This is a genomic window from Pseudomonas abieticivorans (assembly GCF_023509015.1).
GTDB lineage: Bacteria > Pseudomonadota > Gammaproteobacteria > Pseudomonadales > Pseudomonadaceae > Aquipseudomonas > Aquipseudomonas abieticivorans.
In genome coordinates, this window is the sequence record NZ_CP094975.1 from 2,552,490 (window position 1) to 2,574,420 (window position 21,931).

Here is a 21,931-nt window from a genome sequence, read left to right on the forward strand (position 1 = left end):
TCAAGCCCTCTCGCCGCGAATGGAAACTGCCGGGAAGGGGTACTTCTCGTTGCGTTCTACCCAGTCCATGAAATCGGCGCGCGCGCCGGGGAAGCCGACCATGGTCCAGCCGACCAGGCCCTTGTTGCCACCGTGGATAGGGTCGCTGAAAAAGCCCTCGCGGGTGTTTTGCACCATCAGGCTGAAGAAGGCCTTGGCGGGAACGTCGTCGAGCTGGATGTCGCCCGCTTCGAGCTTTTTAAGTACATCGTCCTGCGCCGCGCCATCGAGCTCGGCGAACACCTTGCCGGCCTGCTTTTTGGTCCAGGCGTCGGTGGCCGCAATGCCGAGGCGGTAGATCTGCTTGGGTACCAACTGCAACTGGTAACCCATCTCGGCCGGTGCATCGGCCACGAACGGCCCCTGCATGAACCACAACGAACCACTGGCATAGGCCGTGTTCATCTGCCGATCAATAAATTCCGGCGCACCCGCTTCCAGCGCGCCTGGGCCCAGATCATCGGCAGGGATCAACCGCGCCACGGCAGCATTGACGAACGCCCACTCTTCAGCGGTGAAGTAGGTGGGCTCGTACGGGGCCGCCGCGGTCGGAGCCTTGGGCTGCGCGGCGGTTGCTTTTTCCGGGGCCGCCATCAGAGCGCTGGCGCCCAGGCCAGTACTGGCTACGGTCACCACGGGAATCAGTGTCAGGGTTTTACGCAGAAAATCCCGACGCGGGTTTTCTTGGTCATTTTCAGACATGGGGGTTCCTCATCATTCGGTCCACGGTGGACCGGGCGCGGCTTTGCTGGCGGCTTATATTTTTTTTCGGCTACATCGACTGTAGATGACGACGTATTTTTAGGAGCACAGGGCAAGGCGAAAGTTTGAGCGAAGGCTGGATTAATCGTATCGGCGTGAAATGTAGCGATTTGCCACAGAAAATGAAACCGGTTTCAGAGTCTGCCGATCATTTGCAACAGCCTGTTTACAAATCGCTCACAGAGTTTTGACACTTCAAGCGGCAGTCTGCGGCCACTGATAACCGCTTCGTCCGGATACCGCCCCTATGCTCGTTACCCGCAAAATCGCCCTGGCCCTGACTTTTTGCCTGGGCGTGGCAACCTGTGCCATGGCGCAGGCTGCAGATCGCCCTGCGCAATGGGCCCAGCCAGTCGCCCCACACTACAATCTCTACCAGATGTCCCCCACGCTTTATCGCAGCGCCCTACCCGATGCACAAGCGTTGCCCTTGCTTGACCAACTCAAGGTCAAGACCGTAGTCAGCTTCCTGCCTGAGTCCGATAAAAGCTGGCTCACCACGCCGGGTATCACCCAAGTGCAATTGCCAATGCGCACCGTGCACGTCGATGACGCCGACATCATTGCTTCGCTGCGGGCCATTCAGCAGGCCGAAACCCAGGGGCCGGTGTTGATCCATTGCAAACATGGCCTGGACCGCACCGGGCTGGTGAGCGCGATGTATCGGGTGGTTATTCAGGGTTGGACCAAGCAGGCGGCCATCGAGGAGATGACTCAAGGCGGGTTCGGCGATGCCAAACGGGTGAAATACGGCATTGACTACATCAATGGCGTCAACGTCGAGGACGTGCGCAGCGCACTGGCCAGCGGAGCCTGCAGCACCAGCCCCTTGGCCGCGTGTGCGATCAAGGGGCTGTTCAAAAGCCTGACTTAGGTTTCAGGTTTCTTCAGCTTGGGGTTGGGGAAGAACTGCACCGTCTGGACCTTGGGGTTGGCGACCTTGGGGGCCGCCTGGTTGACCCGGGTACCCAGTTCATTGGGTATCGACTGGCCTTGGGCGTTCAGCGTGTCGGAATAACCGCACGCCACGCACTCACGGTGCGGCACGTCGTCCACACTCCACATCTTCAGTTTGTCTGGCTCGCTGCACGCCGGGCACACCGCCCCGGCGATGAAGCGCTTCTTGGTGGTGCTCATGCTGCCGTTTCCTCACTCAGGCCACTGTGGCGCAACAGTGCATCAATCGACGGCTCGCGCCCGCGGAAATCGACGAACAACACCATCGGCTCCTGGGAACCGCCACGGGCCAGGATGGCTTCGCGGAAGGCCCTGCCGGTCTCGGCATTGAGCACGCCTTCTTCCTCGAAGCGCGAGAAAGCGTCGGCCGACAGCACTTCGGCCCATTTGTAGCTGTAGTAACCGGCCGCGTAACCGCCAGCAAAGATATGCGCGAAACTGTTGGGGAAGCGGTTGTACGCCGGTGGGCGCATTACCGATACCTCGTCACGCACAGCTTCCAGCACCTGCAGCACGCTGCGGCCGTCGCCATGGGTGGCGTGCAACTCGAAGTCGAACAGCGAGAACTCGACCTGGCGGACCATCATCAGCCCGGACTGGAAGTTCTTGGCCGCCAGCATTTTTTCCAGCAGGTCCTGGGGCAGGGCCTCGCCGGTTTCATAGTGGCCGGAAATCAGCGCCAGGCCTTCCGGCTCCCAGCACCAGTTTTCCATGAACTGGCTTGGCAACTCGACCGCGTCCCACGCCACGCCGTTGATACCGGACACACCGGCATGCTCGATGCGGGTCAGCAGGTGATGCAGGCCGTGGCCGAACTCGTGGAACAGGGTGGTGACTTCATCGTGGGTCAGCAACGCAGGCTTGCCCGCGTCGGCCGGGGTGAAATTGCACACCAGGTTGGCCACCGGGCTTTGCAGCGCGCCATCAGCGGTACGGCGGTGGTCGCGCGCACCGTCCATCCACGCGCCGCCGCGCTTGTTGGCGCGGGCGTACAGGTCGAAGAAGAAACGCCCGACGTGACGGCCGTTTTCCTTGATCTCGAACAGGCGAACGTCCGGGTGCCAGGTGTCGAAGCCTTTTTGCTCGGCGATCTCGATGCCGTACAGGCGCTGGACGATGGCGAACAAGCCACCCAGCACTTTGTCGATCGGGAAGTAGGCACGCAGGGCTTCCTGAGACACGCTGTAACGTTGCTCACGGAGTTTTTCGCCGTAGAACCCGCTGTCCCAACTTTGCAGGTCCGGGCAACCCTGGTTCGGCCGCGTAGGCCTTCAGTTGCTGCAGGTCCTGGGCGGCAAACGGCTTGCTGCGCTTGGCCAGGTCACGCAGGAAGGTCAGCACCTGGTCGCTGGACTCGGCCATTTTGGTGGCCAGGCTCAGCTCCGAGAAGCTGGCGTAACCCAACAGTTGTGCCAGTTCCTGGCGCAGGTCGAGGATCTGCTCCATCACCGGGCCGTTGTCGTTCTTGCCAGCGTTCGGGCCTTGGTCCGAGGCACGGGTGCAGTAGGCCGCGTACACCTCTTCACGCAGCGCGCGGTCGTGGGCGTAGGTCATCACTGCGTAGTAGCTGGGGAACTCCAGGCTGATCAACCAGCCGTCCAGGCCCTTGGCCGTGGCTGCGGCCGCCATCTGTGCCTTGGCCGAATCGGTCAGGCCGGCCAGGGCTGCTTCGTCGCTGACGTGCTTGGTCCAGGCTTGGGTGGCGTCCAACAACTGGTTGGAGAAGCGGCTGCCCAACTCCGACAGCTTGCTTTGAACCTCGGCGTAGCGTTTTTGCTGCTCGGGCGGCAGGTCGATACCCGACAGGCGGAAATCACGCAGCGCATGCTCCAGGATGGTTTTCTGGGCAATGTCGAAGCTGGCAGCCTCCGGGCCGTTGGCCAAGGCTTCATAGGCCTGGAACAGCTCGCGGTTCTGGCCCATCTCGGTGGAGTAGGCGCTCAAGGCAGGCAGGCAGGCTTCGTATGCTTCACGCAGTTCTGCGCTGTTGCAGACTGCGTTAAGGTGGCTGACCGGGCTCCAGGCAGCGCCCAGGCGGTCGTTCAGTTCGTCCATGGCCAATACCAGGCCAGCCCAGCTCGGCTGCTTGCCCTGGGTTTCCAGAAGCTTTTGAATACCGGCACGGTTGTCGGCCAAAATCTGTTCAATCGCCGGTTGTACGTGCTCGGCACGAATCGCGGAGAACGGCGGCAGGTCATAGGACTGCAGAAGCGGGTTGTTCGCGCTCACGGTTAAACACCTTGGCTATGAAGAAACACTGGACCATCTTAATTACAATCGACGCTGCGCGCAGCTATCAGCGCCAGAGAAGGAGTCTATCGTGGCGATTCGCACATTCCAGCAACACACGCCAACATTGGGCGACCGGGCCTTTGTCGACCGTTCGGCCGTGGTGATCGGCGACGTGGAGATCGGCGCCGACAGTTCGGTGTGGCCCATGACCGTGATCCGTGGCGACATGCACCGCATCCGCATCGGCCAACGTACCAGCGTGCAAGACGCCAGTGTGCTGCACATTACCCACGCCGGGCCCTTCAACCCCGACGGCTTTCCCCTGCTGATCGGCGATGACGTGACCATCGGCCATAAAGTCATGCTGCATGGTTGCACGGTCGGCAGCCGCATCCTGATCGGCATGGGCAGCACGGTGATGGACGGCGCGGTGGTCGAAGACGAGGTCATCATCGGCGCCGGCAGCCTGGTGCCCCCGGGCAAGCGCTTGGAAAGCGGCTTTCTCTATGTCGGCAGCCCGGTCAAGCAGGCCCGCCCCCTGACTGACAAGGAGCGGGCCTTTTTCACCTACACCGCTGGCAACTACATGAAGCTCAAGGACCAGCACCTGGCCGAAGGCTACAACCTCGCCGAGTGACTTACCCACAGACCGATTTCGAGAGAACCATGCACTATCAAAATATTCTATTCGACCTGGACGGCACCCTGACCGACCCGCGCGAAGGCATTACCCGTTCGATCCAATATGCATTGGCCAAGCTGGGCATCGATGAACCCGACCTGCAAAAGCTCGAGCACTTCATCGGGCCGCCGCTGTTGCAAGCGTTCATGCAGTTCTACGGCATGGACGAGGCCAAGGCCTGGGAAGCGGTGGGCTTTTACCGTGAGCGCTTCAAGGTGACCGGCCTGTACGAAAACGAAGTGTTCGAAGGCGTGATTGAGCTGCTGCAAACCCTGGAAGGGCAGGGCCGCCACTTGTATGTGGCCACCTCCAAGCCGTGGGAATTTGCCCGGGAGATCGCCCGGCATTTCGATTTTGCCAAGCACTTCAAGGTCATCTACGGCAGCGAGCTGGACGGCACCCGCACCAACAAGGTCGAGCTGATCCGCCACCTGCTCGACGAAGAAGGGCTGGACCCCGCGCAAACCCTGATGATCGGCGACCGCAAGCATGACCTGATCGGCGCCAAGGCCAATGGGCTGGACGTGGTGGCGGTGGGTTACGGGTTTGGTAGCCGCGAAGAACTGGAGGCCGAGGCGCCGACCTACCACTTCGATACCTTGGCACAGCTGCACCAAGCCTTTACCCAAGGGTAATCCGCGTAAAGCTCACCGCGAAATCTCGACCATAGCCGCCTTGCGCTCATCGGGCGGCAACCGGCCCCATTTTTCCACCGCCTGGAAAAACGTCGGCCAATCACCGTCCACCTGCTTGAACAGTGCTGCGAACGCCGGCACCCAGCGGTCGTATAAGCCAAATGGCAACAGCTTGGCGTTATTCATGGGGGCGTACACCCAAGCGTCATAGCGCTTGTCACCCTGCCACTGGCTGGCCTGCAACTGTTTGTACTGAGCGCGTAACCGTTCGAACTCGGCGGCTTTTTTCTCGCGCATCACCGTCGGGGCCAGAGGCTGGCCATACAGTGCCTTCAGGCGGTCGCGAGTCTCCAGTACCAGTTCGATGAACTGGTCACGCTGCTGCCCCTGGTCCTCGCCGGTAGGCGAAAGGCCCTGGGCAAGCCGCCACTGGCGCGTGCCTTCCTGCTCGACAAAGGTGGCATACGACTCGTTGAATTCCGTGTCGTCCTTCACATAGAAACGCTGATGCGCCAACTCATGGAATATCAGCGTCGCCAGGCGCTCGTCGCCCCAACTCATCATCGAACTGATGATCGGGTCATCGAACCAACCCAGGGTCGAATAGGTTTCCACGCCACTGACGTAAACGTCCATGCCAGCCTGCTTCTGCAGGCCAGCGGCGCCACGGGCAGCGTTCTGGTCGTAATAACCGCGGTAGGCCACGCAACCGGCAATCGGAAAGCAATGGGTTTGCGGCTCGAGAGAAAATTCCGGCGTAGCGAATACGTTCCACAACACGTAAGGGCGCTTGATGTCCGCGTACAACCGGTAACTCTGGTTGTCTGGCAAATGCAGGTGTGCGCTGGCAAACACGCGGGCAGCCTGGGCCCGCTGGAGATGCTCGCGCAAGCGCGGATCGCGCGTGGGGTCGGCTATCACCTGGGCGATCGGCTCCCGAGCGCGCAACAGGCTGACCTGGCCTTTAGCCAGCTGTCCGTAGTAGTTCAGGCTGGCGCAACCGTTCAGCGCCAAGGTCAGCAACAGGGGAACAAAGCGGTACAAATGACGGTCGAGTGACCCATGGCGTGAGCGCATCAAAAGAAAAAATCCATTCATTGCCGTGAATCACCTTTGTAGCAGTTGCTACTTCGCCCGTCAGGAGTAAAAGCCAATGCGTGCCTTATTGATCGTCACCAGTTTCGTGACCCTGGCCGGCTGCGCCGGTTTGCCCGACCCAGACCCAAACCAGGCCTGGGTAGACCTCAAGGTGGACAAAGATAATTCATTGCATGCCGTGAAGGTGGATAACAAGCCGCTGGCCGATCCACGCTACTTTGAGGTACAGCCTGGCAGCCACGAACTGCTGGTCAACTTCCAGTTCCCCGTGGAGCCAACCAACATCGGCCCACAGGCAACCACCTTGTGGCGCGATTGCCAACTGAAACTGAACTTCAAGGATTTCAACGCGGGCCAGCGCTACGAACTGCAGGCTGGCAGCATCGGGTTCCGCCCTTGGGCCAAGCTGTATGACGGCCAGCGCTACCTGGTAGGCAAGGCACAACCGGCTGGCTGCCAGCACGCCTGATGCCTGTAACAGCGGTATCATGGTGGGGTGTTCCATCCATTGGAGTCTGCCATGCGCCGCCCGTTGTTGTTGCTCTGCCTTGCCCTGGTGGGTGGCTGCGCCAGTCCCTTACCCGCCAAAGACCCGCAACAAGCCTGGGTCGACATGACCATGATCGATGGCAAAGTGGTGATGGCCGAGCGTCTGGACGGTGAACGACTACGCGACGGCAGGTACTTCCAGGTGACGCCAGGCGCCCACAAGCTGATCGTGCGCTATGACTACGAGATTTCCCAGGGCGGGATGTTTTTCAGCGATCCAGGCCAACGCCTGTGCTACCTGACCATACATTACGATGGCTTCAAGGCCGGCCAGCGCTACCTGATCGAGACGCGCACCATGGGCCTCACGCCCATGGCCCGACTATATGACCCGCAGCGCAAGATCGTCGCCGAGGACAGTGATGTCAACTGCCTACTCTAGCGATCGTTCTTCTGATAAATGATTTTCTTCGTACCGGCTTCGCATGAGCCCACGATCATATTCTTGTCGTGAACCTCTTCGTTGGCCACGATCTCCAGGGTGTAAGAGGTCACGCCCTGGGCTTGGATCTTGGCTTCGATCTCCGCCTTCAACTCTTCACACGGCTTGGGGGCAGCCATGGCTGAAGTGGCGGCAAAACACAGCATCGCCAGAACAATTCGTTTGGTCATGATGGCTTCCTTGAGGCGGCGCGCAGGGAGTTGCGTATAGGCCACACTCACCCATTCGACCATGATCAGGCGGTAAAAATCCGGCCCGCAAACAATTCGCGCCCCCTGCAGGGCGGATTCATCTGCGGACCAGACTCTGTCAGCTCAACAACGTAGCATCCAAGCTGATATCGGCGCCTTTGAGCACCTTGGAAACCGGGCACCCAGCCTTGGCCTTGTTGGCCAACTCAGTGAACTGGGCTTCACTGGCGCCTGGCACTTTGGCCTTGAGGATCAAGTGCACCGCAGTGATGGCAAACCCATCCGGCTGCTTGTCCAGGGTGACTTCGGCAATGGTATCGATACGCTCGGCGGTCAAACCCGCCTCACCCAGAATCATCGACAAGGCCATGGAGAAACAACCCGCATGAGCCGCACCTATCAGCTCTTCCGGGTTGGTCCCAGGCTGGCCCTCGAAGCGAGTGTTGAAGCCATAGGGGCTATTCTTCAGCGCACCACTTTCCGTGGAAATCTGCCCTTTACCGTCCTTCAAGCCGCCTTGCCAGACGGCTGATGCTGTCTTCTTCATAGTGCCTCCTCAGGATCGACGCGAGGGTTCGCGCAGTTGCCTAGGTTCAGAGGGCCGCCAGTCGGGCAAGTTCAGACTGATTGACGCAAGCCTATTGATAATTCGCGATTTGCCCATACAACATAGCAAAGGGTGGCTTGTTCCGACGTCTGAATTGCTGCAGCAGCCTCCCACACAACTGAGGACGCACCCCACTCATGAAACGTCTAGCAGATATCAAGATTTCGACCCTGGACCTGGTGCCCGTTCGCCAGGACAAGGGCCCGGCCCAATCCCTGCGCAACTCGCTGGACCTGGCGCAGCACGTGGAAAAGTTTGGCTATCACCGTTTTTGGGTCGCCGAGCACCACAACATGGACGGTATCGCCAGCTCTGCCACCTCGGTACTGTTGGGCTACCTGGCCGGTGGCACCTCGACCATCCGTGTCGGCTCCGGCGGCGTGATGCTGCCCAATCACGCCCCGCTGGTGATTGCCGAACAATTTGGCACCCTGGAAAGCCTGTACCCCGGCCGCATCGACCTGGGCCTGGGCCGCGCCCCCGGCTCCGATCAAATGACCGCCAGGGCCTTGCGCCGCGAGCGCTCGGGCAGCGCCGATGACTTCCCGGATGACGTGGCTGAGCTGATGGCCTACCTGGGGCCGCGCACACCTGATCAAAAAGTGATCGCTGTACCGGGCAGCAATACCAACGTGCCCGTTTGGCTATTGGGTTCCAGCCTGTTCAGCGCGCAATTGGCTGGGATGCGCGGCTTGCCTTACGCCTTCGCTTCGCACTTCGCACCGCGCTACATGCATGAAGCGATTCGCGTGTACCGCAATCACTTCAAGCCTTCGGCGGTATTGGACAAGCCTTACGTGATGCTGGGCGTTCCGCTGGTAGCCGCCGAAACCGACGAGCAGGCTGAATACCTGGCCACCTCCGTTTACCAGCGCATCCTCAACCTGATGCGCGGCCAGACCCTGGTGCAACAACCGCCGGTCAAGAGCATGGACGGCCTGTGGTTGCCCCATGAGAAAGACGCAGTGGCCAGTTTCCTGGGCCTGGCAATGGTGGGTAGCCCAGAGAAGATCAAGGCTAAGCTTGAGGTGTTGCTGGAGCAGACCGAGGCCGACGAACTGATCTTTACCTGCGACCTGTATGAGCATGCGGACCGCATCCGGTCCTACGAATTGCTGGCACAGGCGGTTCGCGGGTAAATCCGCGCCTATAAAAAACCGACGCCATGGCGTCGGTTTTTTATTCGCTGCAATTACTTCTTGTAGACAATTTCCTTGCTGCCGGCCTCGCAGGTGCCAACCACCTTGCCGTCTGCCGCAGCACCTTTGTCGACAACCTCCAGCGAGTAACCCGAAGCGCCTTTTGCCTTGATTTTCGCATCGATCTCGCCTTTCAGCGTTTCACAGGATTTACCTGCGGCAAACGCCGAACTGGCCAGACACAACACACCTACAGCCAACAAAATTCTCTTCATCGGTCACATTCCCTGGTCATATCAAAAAGCAAAATTCGCCCACCGGAAGGCAGGCGACCCCTGGAACTGTTGTAGCGGAATAAAAGGCAATAGGCCAGTCATCCGCTTCCGATTTCATTGTCAGCTGTTTGCTATACGGAAACCGACCTTGAGGGTGACCTGAAAGTGCGCCGCACGGCCATCCTTGATATGGCCACGGGTTTCCAGCACTTCGAACCACTCCAAGTGCTTGATGCTCTTGCCGGCCTCGGCCAGCGCGTTGTTGATAGCGTCTTCGATGCTGGTGGCGGAAGACCCTACCAGTTCGATTTTCTTGTAAGTGTGGTGGTCAGTCATGGCGCTCTCCTTAGGGTAGTGAATCTGAGCCTAGCAGCCTCGCTAGCTTTTACCTCTGTGGGGAAATGACCGGTAAAAGTTCAGATTCACTGCACTTTCGCGCAGCAGCGCAGTCGGAAACTTACACACGTACCTCACCACTGCTAGGAGAGACACCATGGCTACTACTTCACTTCGCAAAGCCTCGTTGCAAAGCATGGAAGCGGAAATCGAGAGTCTGCTCAAGTCCTTGGAGAGCCTGAAAGAAGATGCCTCCGATGAGTCGCGCAAAACCCTGAAAGCCCTGCGCAGCAACGCCGAAAACGCCCTCAAGCACTCGCGCCACCTGCTTAGCGATGTGTATGACGAGGTCAAGGTGAAAACCCGCGAAACCGGCATTGCTACCCGTGACTATGCCCAGGAACACCCTTGGACCACCGCTGGCGTGGCCGTCGGTGCGGTAGGCCTGCTGGCCGCTTACCTGTTGCTCAAACGCGGCGATTAATCGACCTGGCGCTCAAGCTCTGCCTTGAGCCACTGCGCCAGTTGCCTGGCACGCCCATCCGCGGCGCGTCGGGGCACCCATAACGCCAGCCGCGCCGGGGTTTCGCTAAAACCCCATGGCGCGGCCAGGCGGCCGGCGCGCAGGTCGTCCACCACCAGCGGTTCTGGCGCAATCGCCACGCCCAACCCTGCCACTGCGGCTTCCAGTAAATAATACAAATGCTCAAAACCTTGTCCGTAGCGCAGCTTATCGGCGGTGATGCCGTTTTTTTGCGCCCAACTGGGCCAGGCTTGCAAGCGAGATGTGGTTTGCAGCAGCAATTCCCCCAGCAATGAGTTCGCCGGCGCATTTTTCAGGGCTTCATAGCGGGCAAAGCGTGGGCTCAACACCGGGCCGATCCGCTCGCAGGCCAGTTCATACACCTGCATGTCCGCTGGCCACGGCGGCTCTGCAAAAACCAATAGTGCATCCAGCCCAGGCCGCCGCGGGTCCAGATCACCTTCGCCGGCAGACAGGTGCAGGCGCAAGTCAGGCAAATCGGCATTCAGGCGGCCCAGGCGCGGGATAAACCACCGGGCCAGCAAGCTACCTGAGCACCCCAACACGAACGGCGCATCGGCGCTGCCCTGGCTCAATTCGGCGCATACCCGGCGCAAACGCTCGAACGCTTCGTCGCTGGCATCGCGCAGGCGAATGCCGGCATCTGTGAGTTTAAGGCCCCGGCCATCCTTGACGAAAAGGCTCACGCCCAGGTGCTCCTCAAGGATTTTGATTTGTCGGCTTACCGCGCCGTGGGTCACGTGCAGCTGCTCCGCCGCCTGGCTAACGCTGTTCAGGCGGGCAGCCGCCTCAAAGGCACGCAACGCGTTGAGGGGGGGAAGGTCTCGGCTCATGGTATCTGTGAGTTTTCCTGACAGGTTGCCGCAATCTTATCGGTTTTCATCCGGCAGTGGCGTGGTTAGAGTAGACCCATTGCTACCTCAGACCTTAACTGGAGCTTTCCATGACCCAGACTCAATTTCGCAGTGGCCCCGACGCCAACGGCCTGTTCGGCGACTTCGGCGGCCGCTACGTCGCAGAAACCTTGATGCCATTGGTGCTGGACCTGGCCCGCGAATACGAAGCGGCGCAGAAAGATCCGGAGTTCCTTGAGCAACTGGCCTACTTTCAGCGTGACTACATCGGCCGCCCGAACCCGCTGTACTTCGCCGAGCGCCTGACCGAACACCTGGGCGGCGCTAAAATCTTCTTCAAGCGCGAAGAGCTCAACCACACCGGCGCCCACAAGGTGAACAACTGCATCGGCCAGGTACTGCTGGCCAAGCGCATGGGCAAAAAACGCCTGATCGCTGAAACCGGCGCCGGCATGCACGGTGTGGCCACCGCTACCGTGGCTGCGCGTTTCGGCCTGCCCTGCGTGATCTACATGGGCGCCACCGACATCGAGCGCCAGCAAGCCAACGTGTTCCGCATGAAGCTGCTGGGCGCCGAGATCGTACCGGTCACTTCCGGCACCGGCACCCTCAAGGACGCCATGAACGACGCCCTGCGTGACTGGGTCACCAACGTTGAAGACACCTTCTACCCTGATCGGCACCGTCGCCGGCCCGCACCCGTACCCAGCCATGGTCCGCGATTTCCAGTCGATCATCGGCAAGGAAACCAAAGAACAAATGCACGCCAAGGAAGGGCGCCTGCCCGACAGCCTGGTCGCCTGCGTGGGCGGTGGCTCCAACGCCATGGGCCTGTTCCACCCCTTCCTGGACGACGCCAGCGTGGAAATCATCGGCGTTGAAGCCGCCGGCCATGGTGTGGAATCCGGCAAGCACGCGGCCAGCCTAAACGGTGGCGTACCCGGCGTACTGCACGGTAACCGTACCTACTTGTTGCAGGACGACGACGGCCAGATCACCGACGCCCACTCGATCTCCGCCGGCCTCGACTACCCCGGCATCGGCCCAGAGCATGCCTGGTTGCACGAGATGAAGCGCGTCAACTACACCAGCATCACCGACGACGAAGCCCTGGCCGCGTTCCACACCACCTGCCGCCTGGAAGGCATCATCCCAGCGCTGGAAACCGCCCACGCCTTGGCCGAAGTGATCAAGCGCGCGCCGCACCTGCCTAAGGATCACCTGATGGTGGTGTGCCTGTCCGGCCGTGGCGACAAAGACATGCAAACCGTGATGAGCCATATGGCCGCCGCAGATCAGGAGAAACTGGCATGAGCCGTCTCGAACAACGCTTCGCCGACCTCAAGGCCGAAGGCCGCGCTGCCCTGGTCACTTTCGTGACCGCCGGTGACCCTGGCTACGACGCTTCGCTGGCCATCCTCAAGGGCCTGCCTGCAGCTGGCGCCGACGTGATCGAGTTGGGCATGCCCTTCACCGACCCGATGGCCGACGGCGTGGCTATTCAACTGGCGACACTGCGCGCCCTGAACGCCGGCCAGACCCTGGCGAAAACCCTGCAGATGGTGCGTGAGTTTCGCGTGGATAACACCACCACGCCAATCGTGCTGATGGGGTACTACAACCCGATCCATCGCTTTGGCGTGCAAGCGTTCGTCGAGCAAGCCAAGGAAGCGGGCGTCGATGGCCTGATCATCGTCGACCTGCCACCTGAGCATGACGCCGAACTGGCCACCCCGGCCCAGGCCGCCGGCATCGACTTCATCCGCCTGACTACCCCGACCACCGACGACGCGCGCCTGCCGCGTGTGCTGGAACGCAGCTCCGGCTTCGTCTACTACGTCTCGGTGGCCGGTGTAACCGGCGCGGGCTCTGCCACCACCGAAGCGGTCAGCAGCGCGATCAACCGCCTGCGTCGCCACACCGACCTGCCGATCAGCGTGGGCTTCGGTATCCGCACACCCGAACAGGCCGCGGCCATTGCCCGCCTGGCCGATGGCGTGGTGGTCGGCTCGGCGCTGGTCGACAAGATCGCCACCGCCAACGATTTCGACCAGGCAGTGAAGAATGTCCTGCAACTGTGTTCCGAACTGTCCCAGGGCGTACGTAAGGCTCGTGTAGGCTGAGGGTAAAGATCCTGATACAAAGAAACTAGGTTGTTGTTTTGCGTACTAATTACGCAAGACCGAGGGGAATCAGGTCTACCGGCCTGGTTCCCCTTTTTGCTGTATGAGCAGTGAGGAATTCGCTCGATGAAACTGTGCAAACCGTTGATTGCCACCTTGGGCATGCTGTTGGTAGGTGTGACCTCCCTGGCCCACGCAGACGATGGCTACGGCCATGATGATCAGCGTTATCACGACCAGCGCCATGACGATCGGCACGATGACCATCGCGACGATCACCGCGGCCCACCGCCTCATGATTTCAGCCCGTACCGCCATGACGTGGAGCAATACCGCGAACACTTCGGCCGCGCCGAGCGCCTGCCGCCAGGGGTGCAAGTGATGCGCGGCCGCCCGCTGCCGCCAGGCTACGGCCGCCCGCTGGACCGGCGTGCACTGGAACACCTGCCGTACTACCCAGGCTACGAATGGCGCGGGTTTGGCCCCGACCTGGTGTTGATCGCCGTGGGTACCGGTGTGGTTTACGAAGTGATGCAAGGCGTACTGCCTTATTAATTTTTGAGTTTGCCGAGGAATGCGCTGATGAAATTGTCCAAATCCCTGATCGCCGGCATGGGCATCCTGCTGCTGGGCGTGACGCCTTTGCTGCAAGCGGCACCGGGCCCCGATGACCAGCATGGTCAGCCCCAGCAACAACAGCAGGGCCATGGCGAACAGCACGGCCAACAAGGCGGCCAGCAACAGAAGCAAGGCAACGGCCGCCCACCTCAGGATTTCGGCCCGGTGCGCCAAACCATCCAGAGCAACCACGCCGACTTCGGCCGTGGCAACCCACTGCCGGCCAACGTCCACGTGCAGAAAGGCCACCCACTGCCCAAAGGCTACGGCAAACGCCTGGACAGTCGCGCACTGGCGCACATGCCCCAGTACAAAGGCTACGAATGGCGCCGCCTGGGTAACGACGTGGTGCTGATCTCGGTCGCCAATGGCGTGGTTTACGAGATCCTGTCGGGTGTCTTGAACTAAGCCCTTTCGCAGATGAATCCGCCCCTACAGGTAACCCCTTGTAGGAGCGGATTCATCCGCGAAGCTTTCAAAACCGCGATAAATCCAACGGCCGTACAGCCCCCATCCAGATCGCATGATCGCGGTGGTCCACCAGATCGTCCCCGGTCAACGGATGGGTGAACACCACCAACCCCTTGCGGTTCAGCGCCAGCCACGGCAACACATCCCCCAGCACTTCAGGCGCAAACGCCAACTGGCAGCTCCAATCCGGATGCGGGCCTACCGGCCGCTCGTGTACCCGGCCCATGGCCAGCGGGAACAACCGCGCCGCTTCTTCGCATAGCGCGCGGGCCTGGCCGATAGTGGTCGCATTGAAATAGACGTGGGCGTGGTAGCCCTTGATCTGTTGCACGGAGCGTCCTCGAATTAACTGATCATCTCAGGTTATCACGCGTCGGCGGCCTGCTCCTGCCCCAACCAATCCACAAACCGCTGGATCATCGGCCCGCGCCGTTTGCGTTGCGGCAGCACTACGTAATAGCCCAGCGGCGAATTCGCCGTCTCCAGCACTGGCCGGCACAGCAAGCCTTGCTCCAGCAACGCATCCACCAGGTGACGCCAGCCAATGGCAACGCCTTGCCCGGCGATCGCGGCTTGGATCAGCAGCGTGTAGTTGTCAAAGCGCAATTGGCCAGGGGCGGGGGTGCTGGGGATGTGCAGGGCGCGAAACAGGCCGGCCCAGTCAAACCACAAACTGCTGCTTTCGCCGCGCAGGTGCAGCAGGGGCAATTCGTGCAAGGCGCTGGCGGGGAGGGGCAAGGAGCGGCCGTCGAGCAGTTTGGGGCTACACACCGGGTAGGCTTCTTCGCCGAACAGCCAATGGCTTTCGCCCTGCTTGAAACGACCATCGCCAAACAGCACGGCCACATCAATGTCTGAACGCAGCATGGCGTGGCTGCGTTCGCTGGTCACCAGGCTCACGTCCACGTCCGGGTTGGCCTGGTGAAAACGGTGCAGGCGCGGCATCAGCCAGTACGCGGCGAAGGCGAAGTCAGTGGCCACCTGCAACACTTCATGCTGGGGCTGAGCGGTAATGGCTTCCAGGCCGCTGTCGATGCTGGTCAAACCGGCCTGCACGGCTTCAAATAACGTCAAGCCAGCATCGGTGAGTTCGATGCCGCGGTAAATGCGGTCAAAAAGCCGGGTGGCCAGTTGGTATTCCAGGCGTTTGATCTGCTGGCTGACAGCAGGTTGGGTGGTGCCCAACTCAATGGCCGCAGCGGTGAAACTGCGCTGGCGCGCGGCGGACTCGAACGCGCGCAGCAGGTCGAGCGAGAGGTCTCCAAGGCTTTCATACATAAGCAGGGCTTATCCTAGGCATTGCCGGTCATGGGCTTTACCGCGAGGGCAGTGGGTCGCAATCTGAATAGCACGCACTGTCGCATAAATTATGACTATGGAATGCCGCGAACCCATGAAGCGCAAGAACATTCTTTTCATCATGGCCGATCAGATGGCCGCGCCCATGTTGCCGTTTTACGCCCCCTCTGCGATCAAACTGCCCAACCTTAGCCGCCTCGCCAATGCCGGGGTGGTGTTCGATGCCGCTTATTGCAACAGCCCGCTGTGCGCACCTTCGCGCTTTACCCTGGTGAGCGGCCAACTGCCGAGCAAGATCGGCGCCTACGACAATGCCGCCGATTTCCCCGCGGATATTCCGACCTATGCCCATTACCTGCGCCGCCTGGGCTACCGCACGGCATTGTCCGGCAAGATGCACTTCTGCGGGCCCGACCAATTGCATGGCTACGAAGAACGCCTGACCAGTGACATTTACCCCGCCGACTATGGCTGGGCGGTTAACTGGGACGAACCCGACGTGCGCCCCAGTTGGTACCACAACATGTCCTCGGTACTGCAGGCCGGCCCGTGCGTGCGCACCAACCAGCTGGACTTCGACGAAGAAGTGGTGTTCAAGGCCCAGCAATACCTGTTCGATCACATTCGTGAAGCAGGCGACCAGCCGTTCTGCCTGACCGTGTCGATGACTCACCCACACGACCCGTACACCATTCCCAAGCCGTTCTGGGATATGTACCGCGATGAAGACATCCCGCTCCCACAAAACGTACCCAGCCAGGATCAACTCGATCCGCACTCCCAGCGCCTGCTCAAGGTGTACGACCTATGGGGCAAGCCGCTGCCTGTGGATAAAATTCGTGACGCCCGCCGCGCTTACTTTGGAGCTTGCAGCTATATCGACAGCAACGTCGGCAAGCTACTGCAAACCCTGGAAGAGACCGGGTTGGCAGACGACACCATCATCGTGTTCTCCGGCGACCACGGCGACATGCTCGGCGAGCGGGGCCTCTGGTACAAAATGCACTGGTTCGAGATGTCGGCGCGGGTGCCGCTACTGGTCTACGCGCCAGGGCAATTCAAGGCTGGCCGGGTCAGCGCAGCGGTCTCCACAGCTGATTTGCTACCCACGTTTGTCGAACTGGCAGGGGGGGTTGTGGATAACTGCCTGCCGCTGGATGGCCGTTCACTGGTCGGCCACTTGAAAGGCGAGGGCGGCCACGATGAGGTCTTTGGCGAATACATGGCCGAGGGTACCAACAGTCCGCTGATGATGATTCGTCGTGGCGACTACAAATTCATCTACAGCGAAAGCGACCCTTGCCTACTCTTTGATGTGAAAAACGATCCACAGGAGCGCGAGGAGTTAAGCCAGGCATTGCCTGAAGTTTTTTCACGCTTCCTGGCGCAAGCACGCGAGCGTTGGGACATTCCAGTTATCCACAGCCAGGTACTGGCCAGCCAGCGCCGTCGGCGCCTGGTGTACCAGGCATTGACCCAAGGCACGCTGAAGAGCTGGGATCACCAGCCGCTGGTCGACGCCAGTCAGCAATACATGCGCAACCATATCGACTTGGACGATCTGGAGCGCAAGGCACGTTATCCACAACCCTGCCCATACTAATAACCTAGGGGATGTTCGATGAAGTTATCCACAATGCTGGTGGCCGGGCTGATTGGCCTGGCAGGTAACGGGGCCATGGCCGATGAGCAGAGTTGTGCCACGGTAAAAATGGCTGACCCTGGCTGGAGCGATATCGCCGCCACCAATGCCATCACGGGTGTACTGCTCGATGGCATGGGTTACAAGGCTAAGGTCGATACCCTGGCCGTGCCCATCGCCTACGGCGGCTTGAAAGATGGGCAGGTGGATGTCTTTCTCGGTAACTGGATGCCCGCCCAGCAGGGGTTCTACGACAAGTTCGTGAAAACTGGGGACGTGACCCAGTACAACAAAAACCTGGAAGGCACCGAGTTCACTTTGGCCGTGCCGGACTATGTGTGGGACGCCGGCATCCACGACTTTGCCGACCTGCAAAAGCAGGCCGACAAGTTCGGCAAGAAGATCTACGGCATTGGCTCCGGTGCGCCAGCGAACCTGTCGCTGCAGGAGATCATCAAGAAAAACGAGTTCGGCCTGGGCGATTGGAAGCTGGTGGAATCCAGCGAGCAGGCGATGCTGTCGGAAGTATCGCGGGCCGTGAAAAAGAAGGCCTTCATCACCTTCCTCGGCTGGACGCCGCACCCGATGAACGTGCAGCTTAAAATGCACTACCTCACTGGCGGCGAGGCTTATTTTGGCGCCAGCGGCAGCGTCTATACCCTGACGCGCAAAGGTTATGCACAGGCCTGCCCGAACGTTGGCAAGCTTTTGACCAATCTAAGTTTTACCCAAGAGATGGAGAACGGCATCATGGCCGAAGTGGTGAACAAGAAAATCACCAATGCCGATGCCGCCAAGGCCTACATGAAAGCCAATCCGGCCGTGCTGGAGAAATGGCTGGATGGGGTCAAGACGCTGGATGGGCAGGATGCGCTGGCAGCAGTGAAAGCAAAACTCTGATCGTAAAACTGTAGGAGCATGGCTTGCCAGCGATGGGGTCATCAAGGCCGCCTTCGCTGGCAAGCCATGCTCCTACACGCGGTGACCGTAGATAATCGAGTATTCAATGGGCTGGTCCAACCGCCATAAACTGTTCCCCTTCCTGGCCTGGCTGCCACGCGTCAGCCGTGCCAGCGCCGGCCGCGACCTGATCGTGGGCCTGAGCGGCGCGATCCTCGCCTTGCCGCAGTCTATCGCCTACGCGCTGATTGCCGGCTTGCCGCCCGAATATGGGCTGTACGCCGCTATTGTGCCGGTACTGATCGCCTGCCTGTGGGGCTCATCATGGCACTTGATTTGCGGGCCCACGGCGGCGATCTCCATCGTGTTGTACGCCAGCATCAGCCCGCTGGCGATACCGGCCAGCCAGGATTACGTCACGCTGATCCTGCTGCTGACGTTCTTGGCCGGGATCTTCCAATGGCTGCTGGGCATGCTGCGTTTTGGCGCCTTGGTCAATTTCGTTTCCCATTCCGTGGTGCTCGGCTTCACATTGGGGGCCGCGATTGTCATTGCAATCGGTCAGTTACCCAGCCTGTTGGGGCTTAGCCTGGCCAGCCAAGCGACGGCCTCGCAAAGCCTGGTTAACCTGTTCCAACACCTGTCTGAACTGGACCGACCGTCCTTGAGCCTGGGGCTGTTCACCCTGGCCCTGGGCATCGTGTTGAAAAGCCTGCTACCCCGCTGGCCAACCTTGTTGATTGCCCTGGTCAGCGGCAGCTTGCTGGCCTGGCTGTGGCCTTCGATGTTCGGCCACGTGCAATTGGTCAGCGCTTTTACCGGCCAACTGCCGCCTTTCAGTACTTTGCCATTGGACCCAGGCTTGATGTTGCGCTTGCTACCCAGCGCGGTGGCCGTGGGCATGCTCGGGCTGGTGACCAGCTTGTCCATAGCCCGCTCGTTGGCGGCACGTTCGCAGCAAATGCTCAATGCAAACCAGGAAGTTCGTGCGCAAGGGCTATCGAATATCGTCGGCGCGTTTTTTTCGGGCTCGCTGTCGGCCGGGTCGTTCACGCGCTCAGGCTTAAGCTACGAAGCCGGTGCCTGCTCCCCGTTGGCGGGCGTATTTTCAGCGCTGTGGGTTGCGCTGTTCGCGGTGACCGGCGCCAACCTCATCTCCCACATCCCGATCCCAGCCATGGCCGGCAGTATCTTGCTGATCAGTTGGGGCCTGATCGACCATCGCGGCATTCGCGCATTGTTCCGGGTCAGCCGCTCGGAGTTCGTGGTGATGGCACTCACCTGCCTGGCGACCTTGCTACTGGAACTGCAAACGGCGATCTACGCCGGGGTGCTGGCCTCGCTGTTCTTCTATCTCAAGCGCACCTCACAGCCCCGCGTGCAGCAGTGGCGCGAAGGTGAGGAAGAAGTATTGCGGGTATGGGGTTCGATATTCTTCGGCGCCAGCCATTACCTGCAGGTTCGGCTGCAGCAGGCCGAAGGCGCGAGGGTGGTGATCGACGCCCAACAGATCAATTTTATCGACTACTCAGGCGTGGAGATGCTCCACCAGGAAGCCCGCCGCCTGAAAGCGCTGAACCGCAGCCTGACCTTGCGCCGCGCGCGGCCGCAAGTGATCGATGAGTTACGCAAGCTGGAAGGGGCAGCGAACTGCCCGATCCGCTTCGAGGATTAGCCCTTGGCGATTTCTTCGCGCAGCTGCGCCAGCACCGGGGCGCTGTCGGGCTGCACGCCGCGCCAGTAGGCGAAAGCCACAGCAGCCTGCTCCACCAACATGCCGAAGCCATCAAGCGCCAGCGCCGCGCCGTGCTCCTCAGCCCACAGGCAGAACGGCGTGGGCTCCTTGCCGTACATCATGTCGTAGCACACGGTGACACCGGGCTGGATCAAGCTGGCGGAGATCGGCGGCAGGTCACCGGCCAAGCTTGCCGAGGTGGCGTTGATGATCACGTCCACTGGCTCTTCCAGCCAATCAAAACCGCTGGCGGCGATGGGCCCCATGTCGGCAAAAATCTGAGCCAGCAACTCGGCTTTATCCACCGTGCGGTTGGCCACCACCAGCGATACCGGCTTCTGCTCCAGCAGCGACTCGATCACCCCACGCACTGCGCCGCCGGCGCCAAGCAAGAGGATGCGCTTGCCTTCAAGGTTCAGGCCGGCATTGATCGTCAGGTCACGTACCAGGCCAGTGCCATCGGTGTTGTCACCGCGCAGGGTACCGTCAGCTTGCTTGGTCAGCATGTTCACCGCACCGGCGCGTTCGGCCCGCGGGGTCAGCACATCGCACAGGCGGTAAGCGTCTTCCTTGAATGGCAGCGTCACGTTGGCGCCGTGCCCCTGCAGGAAAAATTCCCGAGCATTGCCGGCAAAGTCTTCCAAGGGCGCAAGGCGCGCACTGTAGTCCAGCTCCTGGCCCGTCTGCTCGGCGAACAGGCGATGGATCGCCGGCGACTTGCTGTGGCCAATCGGGTTACCGAAAACAACGTAGCGGTCCATTCAAGCAGCTTCCTAATCAGTGTCCAGGGAAGTTATCCACAGAGCGATTTGCACTCAGGGCTGGGTGCCGGCTTCAGCGAGCCAGTCACGGTCTTGCAGGAAATACTCGGTCAGGCGCGCTTCCGGGCTGCCGGGCTCGGCCTTCCAGTCGTAACCCCAACGCACTTGCGGGGGCAGCGACATCAGGATCGACTCGGTGCGCCCACCCGATTGCAGGCCAAACAACGTTCCACGGTCGTATACCAGGTTGAACTCGACGTAGCGGCCACGACGGAACTCCTGGAATTCGCGTTGCTGCGCGGTAAACGCAATGGCCTTGCGGCGCTGCACGATGGGCAGGTAGGCGTCGATAAAGGCATCGCCAATGGCACGCATGAAGGCAAAGCTGGTGTCGAAGTCCCACTCGTTCAGGTCATCGAAAAACAGGCCGCCGATGCCACGGGGCTCGTGCCGATGCTTGATATGGAAATAACGGTCGCACCAGGCCTTGTAGCGCGGGTAAACCTCGCTACCGAAGGGCGCACACGCCTGTTCGGCCACGCGGTGCCAGTGCACGCAGTCTTCTTCGTTGGCGTAATAGGGCGTCAGGTCGAAGCCACCGCCAAACCACCAGACCGGCTCTTCACCCTCTTTTTCCGCGATGAAAAACCGCACGTTGGCGTGGGAAGTTGGCACATGGGGGTTGTGCGGGTGGATCACCAGCGACACGCCCAATGCTTCGAAGCCGCGCCCGGCCAACTCAGGCCGATGGGCGCTGGCCGACGGCGGCAGGCCGCTGCCAAAGACGTGGGAAAAGTTGACCCCGCCTTTTTCGATCAGCTCGCCGTTCTCGATCACCCGCGTACGGCCACCGCCGCCCGCTTCGCGGACCCAGGCATCTTCAACGAAGGCGGCGCTGCCGTCCTCGCCTTCCAGTGCGTGGCAAATCCGGTCTTGCAGGTCGAGCAGGTAGGCTTTTACGGCCTCGGTGCGGGTAGTCATGGCATCACCTTGAAAGGGGCGGGCACTGTGGACAAGTCGTGCCTGGCAGCAAATTCGGC

25 protein-coding genes and 2 pseudogenes are annotated in these 21,931 nt (G+C 60.7%); 14 read left to right on the top strand and 13 right to left on the bottom strand.

Going from position 1 to position 21,931, the window contains the following annotated elements; genetic code table 11:
- Window positions 1-741, bottom strand: a complete 741-nt coding sequence (locus L9B60_RS11425; RefSeq protein WP_249678663.1) for a gluconate 2-dehydrogenase subunit 3 family protein — start codon at window positions 739-741, stop codon at window positions 1-3.
- 307 nt (window positions 742-1,048) lie between these two features.
- Between L9B60_RS11425 and L9B60_RS11430 the strand changes: the two genes are divergently transcribed.
- Window positions 1,049-1,675: a phosphatase domain-containing protein gene (locus L9B60_RS11430; protein WP_349631962.1), complete on the top strand. Its 627-nt coding sequence runs from the start codon at window positions 1,049-1,051 to the stop codon at window positions 1,673-1,675.
- Here L9B60_RS11430 and L9B60_RS11435 read toward each other — a convergent pair.
- Window positions 1,672-1,938, bottom strand: coding sequence for a YheV family putative zinc ribbon protein (locus L9B60_RS11435; RefSeq protein ID WP_249678665.1), 267 nt, complete (start codon window positions 1,936-1,938; stop codon window positions 1,672-1,674). The two genes, L9B60_RS11430 and L9B60_RS11435, sit on opposite strands and share 4 nt — an antisense overlap.
- Window positions 1,935-3,987: pseudogene (gene prlC, locus L9B60_RS11440) on the bottom strand (oligopeptidase A). The gene L9B60_RS11435 and the pseudogene prlC overlap by 4 nt, the downstream one beginning before the upstream one ends.
- Window positions 3,988-4,078: 91 nt before the next feature.
- On the opposite strand from prlC, the gene L9B60_RS11445 reads away from it, so the two are divergent.
- A complete protein-coding gene (locus tag L9B60_RS11445; RefSeq protein WP_249678667.1) occupies window positions 4,079-4,627 on the top strand; it encodes a gamma carbonic anhydrase family protein in 549 nt (182 codons plus the stop codon).
- Between the two features lie 29 nt (window positions 4,628-4,656).
- Entirely contained in the window at window positions 4,657-5,307 is a 651-nt protein-coding gene (locus L9B60_RS11450) for an HAD family hydrolase (RefSeq protein ID WP_249678669.1), read from the top strand.
- Window positions 5,308-5,319: 12 nt separating this feature from the next.
- Here L9B60_RS11450 and L9B60_RS11455 read toward each other — a convergent pair whose 3' ends face one another.
- Complete coding sequence (locus L9B60_RS11455) at window positions 5,320-6,384, bottom strand: aminopeptidase (RefSeq protein WP_249678671.1); 1,065 nt, start codon at window positions 6,382-6,384, stop codon at window positions 5,320-5,322.
- Between the two features lie 76 nt (window positions 6,385-6,460).
- On the opposite strand from L9B60_RS11455, the gene L9B60_RS11460 reads away from it, so the two are divergent.
- Both L9B60_RS11460 and L9B60_RS11465 read left to right on the top strand, forming a co-directional pair.
- On the top strand, window positions 6,461-6,874 hold the full coding sequence (locus tag L9B60_RS11460; RefSeq protein WP_249678673.1) for a PA0061/PA0062 family lipoprotein: 414 nt from the start codon (window positions 6,461-6,463) through the stop codon (window positions 6,872-6,874).
- A 51-nt stretch (window positions 6,875-6,925) separates the two neighbouring features.
- Window positions 6,926-7,336: a PA0061/PA0062 family lipoprotein gene (locus L9B60_RS11465; protein WP_249678675.1), complete on the top strand. Its 411-nt coding sequence runs from the start codon at window positions 6,926-6,928 to the stop codon at window positions 7,334-7,336.
- On the opposite strand, the gene L9B60_RS11470 is transcribed toward L9B60_RS11465, so the two are convergent.
- Window positions 7,333-7,566, bottom strand: a complete 234-nt coding sequence (locus L9B60_RS11470) for a DUF1161 domain-containing protein (RefSeq protein ID WP_249678678.1) — start codon at window positions 7,564-7,566, stop codon at window positions 7,333-7,335. The genes L9B60_RS11465 and L9B60_RS11470 overlap by 4 nt on opposite strands.
- A gap of 139 nt (window positions 7,567-7,705) precedes the next feature.
- Entirely contained in the window at window positions 7,706-8,134 is a 429-nt protein-coding gene (locus L9B60_RS11475; RefSeq protein ID WP_249678680.1) for an OsmC family protein, read from the bottom strand.
- 197 nt (window positions 8,135-8,331) lie between these two features.
- On the opposite strand from L9B60_RS11475, the gene L9B60_RS11480 reads away from it, so the two are divergent.
- A complete protein-coding gene (locus tag L9B60_RS11480; RefSeq protein ID WP_249678681.1) occupies window positions 8,332-9,333 on the top strand; it encodes an LLM class flavin-dependent oxidoreductase in 1,002 nt (333 codons plus the stop codon).
- A gap of 53 nt (window positions 9,334-9,386) precedes the next feature.
- Here L9B60_RS11480 and L9B60_RS11485 read toward each other — a convergent pair whose 3' ends face one another.
- Both L9B60_RS11485 and L9B60_RS11490 read right to left on the bottom strand, forming a co-directional pair.
- Window positions 9,387-9,608, bottom strand: coding sequence for a DUF1161 domain-containing protein (locus L9B60_RS11485; RefSeq protein WP_249678682.1), 222 nt, complete (start codon window positions 9,606-9,608; stop codon window positions 9,387-9,389).
- 120 nt (window positions 9,609-9,728) lie between these two features.
- Window positions 9,729-9,944, bottom strand: coding sequence for a dodecin (locus tag L9B60_RS11490; RefSeq protein WP_249678684.1), 216 nt, complete (start codon window positions 9,942-9,944; stop codon window positions 9,729-9,731).
- A gap of 157 nt (window positions 9,945-10,101) precedes the next feature.
- Between L9B60_RS11490 and L9B60_RS11495 the strand changes: the two genes are divergently transcribed.
- Window positions 10,102-10,428, top strand: coding sequence for an ElaB/YgaM/YqjD family protein (locus tag L9B60_RS11495; RefSeq protein ID WP_249678686.1), 327 nt, complete (start codon window positions 10,102-10,104; stop codon window positions 10,426-10,428).
- On the opposite strand, the gene L9B60_RS11500 is transcribed toward L9B60_RS11495, so the two are convergent.
- Entirely contained in the window at window positions 10,425-11,321 is an 897-nt protein-coding gene (locus tag L9B60_RS11500; RefSeq protein WP_249678688.1) for a LysR family transcriptional regulator, read from the bottom strand. The genes L9B60_RS11495 and L9B60_RS11500 overlap by 4 nt on opposite strands.
- Before the next feature lie 110 nt (window positions 11,322-11,431).
- On the opposite strand from L9B60_RS11500, the pseudogene trpB reads away from it, so the two are divergent.
- The 4 genes and pseudogenes from trpB (at window position 11,432) to L9B60_RS11520 (ending at window position 14,491) form a co-directional block, all read left to right on the top strand.
- Window positions 11,432-12,656, top strand: a pseudogene (trpB, locus tag L9B60_RS11505) (tryptophan synthase subunit beta).
- The gene (gene trpA, locus L9B60_RS11510) at window positions 12,653-13,465 is read left to right on the top strand and encodes a tryptophan synthase subunit alpha (protein ID WP_249678690.1); all 813 of its coding nucleotides are present in this window, start codon (window positions 12,653-12,655) and stop codon (window positions 13,463-13,465) included. The pseudogene trpB and the gene trpA overlap by 4 nt, the downstream one beginning before the upstream one ends.
- A gap of 126 nt (window positions 13,466-13,591) precedes the next feature.
- Window positions 13,592-14,020 (top strand): anti-virulence regulator CigR family protein, encoded by a 429-nt coding sequence (locus L9B60_RS11515; protein WP_249678691.1) that lies wholly within the window; start codon window positions 13,592-13,594, stop codon window positions 14,018-14,020.
- Window positions 14,021-14,047: 27 nt separating this feature from the next.
- The gene (locus tag L9B60_RS11520; RefSeq protein ID WP_249678692.1) at window positions 14,048-14,491 is read left to right on the top strand and encodes an anti-virulence regulator CigR family protein; all 444 of its coding nucleotides are present in this window, start codon (window positions 14,048-14,050) and stop codon (window positions 14,489-14,491) included.
- 67 nt (window positions 14,492-14,558) lie between these two features.
- On the opposite strand, the gene L9B60_RS11525 is transcribed toward L9B60_RS11520, so the two are convergent.
- The gene (locus tag L9B60_RS11525; RefSeq protein WP_249678693.1) at window positions 14,559-14,885 is read right to left on the bottom strand and encodes a DOPA 4,5-dioxygenase family protein; all 327 of its coding nucleotides are present in this window, start codon (window positions 14,883-14,885) and stop codon (window positions 14,559-14,561) included.
- 35 nt (window positions 14,886-14,920) lie between these two features.
- The gene (locus L9B60_RS11530) at window positions 14,921-15,832 is read right to left on the bottom strand and encodes a choline sulfate utilization transcriptional regulator (RefSeq protein WP_249678695.1); all 912 of its coding nucleotides are present in this window, start codon (window positions 15,830-15,832) and stop codon (window positions 14,921-14,923) included.
- Between the two features lie 115 nt (window positions 15,833-15,947).
- Between L9B60_RS11530 and betC the strand changes: the two genes are divergently transcribed.
- From betC to L9B60_RS11545, 3 genes are all read left to right on the top strand, one after another.
- Window positions 15,948-17,456, top strand: a complete 1,509-nt coding sequence (gene betC, locus L9B60_RS11535; RefSeq protein ID WP_249678697.1) for a choline-sulfatase — start codon at window positions 15,948-15,950, stop codon at window positions 17,454-17,456.
- Between the two features lie 18 nt (window positions 17,457-17,474).
- Window positions 17,475-18,395 (top strand): choline ABC transporter substrate-binding protein, encoded by a 921-nt coding sequence (choX, locus tag L9B60_RS11540; RefSeq protein ID WP_249678706.1) that lies wholly within the window; start codon window positions 17,475-17,477, stop codon window positions 18,393-18,395.
- Window positions 18,396-18,501: 106 nt separating this feature from the next.
- Window positions 18,502-20,070, top strand: a complete 1,569-nt coding sequence (locus tag L9B60_RS11545) for a SulP family inorganic anion transporter (RefSeq protein WP_249678707.1) — start codon at window positions 18,502-18,504, stop codon at window positions 20,068-20,070.
- Here L9B60_RS11545 and aroE read toward each other — a convergent pair.
- Entirely contained in the window at window positions 20,067-20,891 is an 825-nt protein-coding gene (aroE, locus tag L9B60_RS11550) for a shikimate dehydrogenase (protein WP_249678708.1), read from the bottom strand. The genes L9B60_RS11545 and aroE overlap by 4 nt on opposite strands.
- A 54-nt stretch (window positions 20,892-20,945) precedes the next feature.
- On the bottom strand, window positions 20,946-21,872 hold the full coding sequence (gene hemF / locus L9B60_RS11555) for an oxygen-dependent coproporphyrinogen oxidase (protein ID WP_249678709.1): 927 nt from the start codon (window positions 21,870-21,872) through the stop codon (window positions 20,946-20,948).
- Window positions 21,873-21,931 lie beyond the last annotated feature (59 nt).

Coding starts and splice junctions, on each gene's coding strand:
- L9B60_RS11425 (WP_249678663.1), bottom strand. CDS start 741: ATGTCTGAAAATGACCAAGAAAACCCGCGTCGGGATTTTCTGCGTAAA.
- L9B60_RS11430 (WP_349631962.1), top strand. CDS start 1,049: ATGCTCGTTACCCGCAAAATCGCCCTGGCCCTGACTTTTTGCCTGGGC.
- L9B60_RS11435 (WP_249678665.1), bottom strand. CDS start 1,938: ATGAGCACCACCAAGAAGCGCTTCATCGCCGGGGCGGTGTGCCCGGCG.
- L9B60_RS11450 (WP_249678669.1), top strand. CDS start 4,657: ATGCACTATCAAAATATTCTATTCGACCTGGACGGCACCCTGACCGAC.
- L9B60_RS11455 (WP_249678671.1), bottom strand. CDS start 6,384: ATGCGCTCACGCCATGGGTCACTCGACCGTCATTTGTACCGCTTTGTT.
- L9B60_RS11460 (WP_249678673.1), top strand. CDS start 6,461: ATGCGTGCCTTATTGATCGTCACCAGTTTCGTGACCCTGGCCGGCTGC.
- L9B60_RS11465 (WP_249678675.1), top strand. CDS start 6,926: ATGCGCCGCCCGTTGTTGTTGCTCTGCCTTGCCCTGGTGGGTGGCTGC.
- L9B60_RS11470 (WP_249678678.1), bottom strand. CDS start 7,566: ATGACCAAACGAATTGTTCTGGCGATGCTGTGTTTTGCCGCCACTTCA.
- L9B60_RS11475 (WP_249678680.1), bottom strand. CDS start 8,134: ATGAAGAAGACAGCATCAGCCGTCTGGCAAGGCGGCTTGAAGGACGGT.
- L9B60_RS11480 (WP_249678681.1), top strand. CDS start 8,332: ATGAAACGTCTAGCAGATATCAAGATTTCGACCCTGGACCTGGTGCCC.
- L9B60_RS11485 (WP_249678682.1), bottom strand. CDS start 9,608: ATGAAGAGAATTTTGTTGGCTGTAGGTGTGTTGTGTCTGGCCAGTTCG.
- L9B60_RS11490 (WP_249678684.1), bottom strand. CDS start 9,944: ATGACTGACCACCACACTTACAAGAAAATCGAACTGGTAGGGTCTTCC.
- L9B60_RS11495 (WP_249678686.1), top strand. CDS start 10,102: ATGGCTACTACTTCACTTCGCAAAGCCTCGTTGCAAAGCATGGAAGCG.
- L9B60_RS11500 (WP_249678688.1), bottom strand. CDS start 11,321: ATGAGCCGAGACCTTCCCCCCCTCAACGCGTTGCGTGCCTTTGAGGCG.
- trpA (WP_249678690.1), top strand. CDS start 12,653: ATGAGCCGTCTCGAACAACGCTTCGCCGACCTCAAGGCCGAAGGCCGC.
- L9B60_RS11515 (WP_249678691.1), top strand. CDS start 13,592: ATGAAACTGTGCAAACCGTTGATTGCCACCTTGGGCATGCTGTTGGTA.
- L9B60_RS11520 (WP_249678692.1), top strand. CDS start 14,048: ATGAAATTGTCCAAATCCCTGATCGCCGGCATGGGCATCCTGCTGCTG.
- L9B60_RS11530 (WP_249678695.1), bottom strand. CDS start 15,832: ATGTATGAAAGCCTTGGAGACCTCTCGCTCGACCTGCTGCGCGCGTTC.
- betC (WP_249678697.1), top strand. CDS start 15,948: ATGAAGCGCAAGAACATTCTTTTCATCATGGCCGATCAGATGGCCGCG.
- choX (WP_249678706.1), top strand. CDS start 17,475: ATGAAGTTATCCACAATGCTGGTGGCCGGGCTGATTGGCCTGGCAGGT.
- L9B60_RS11545 (WP_249678707.1), top strand. CDS start 18,502: ATGGGCTGGTCCAACCGCCATAAACTGTTCCCCTTCCTGGCCTGGCTG.
- aroE (WP_249678708.1), bottom strand. CDS start 20,891: ATGGACCGCTACGTTGTTTTCGGTAACCCGATTGGCCACAGCAAGTCG.
- hemF (WP_249678709.1), bottom strand. CDS start 21,872: ATGACTACCCGCACCGAGGCCGTAAAAGCCTACCTGCTCGACCTGCAA.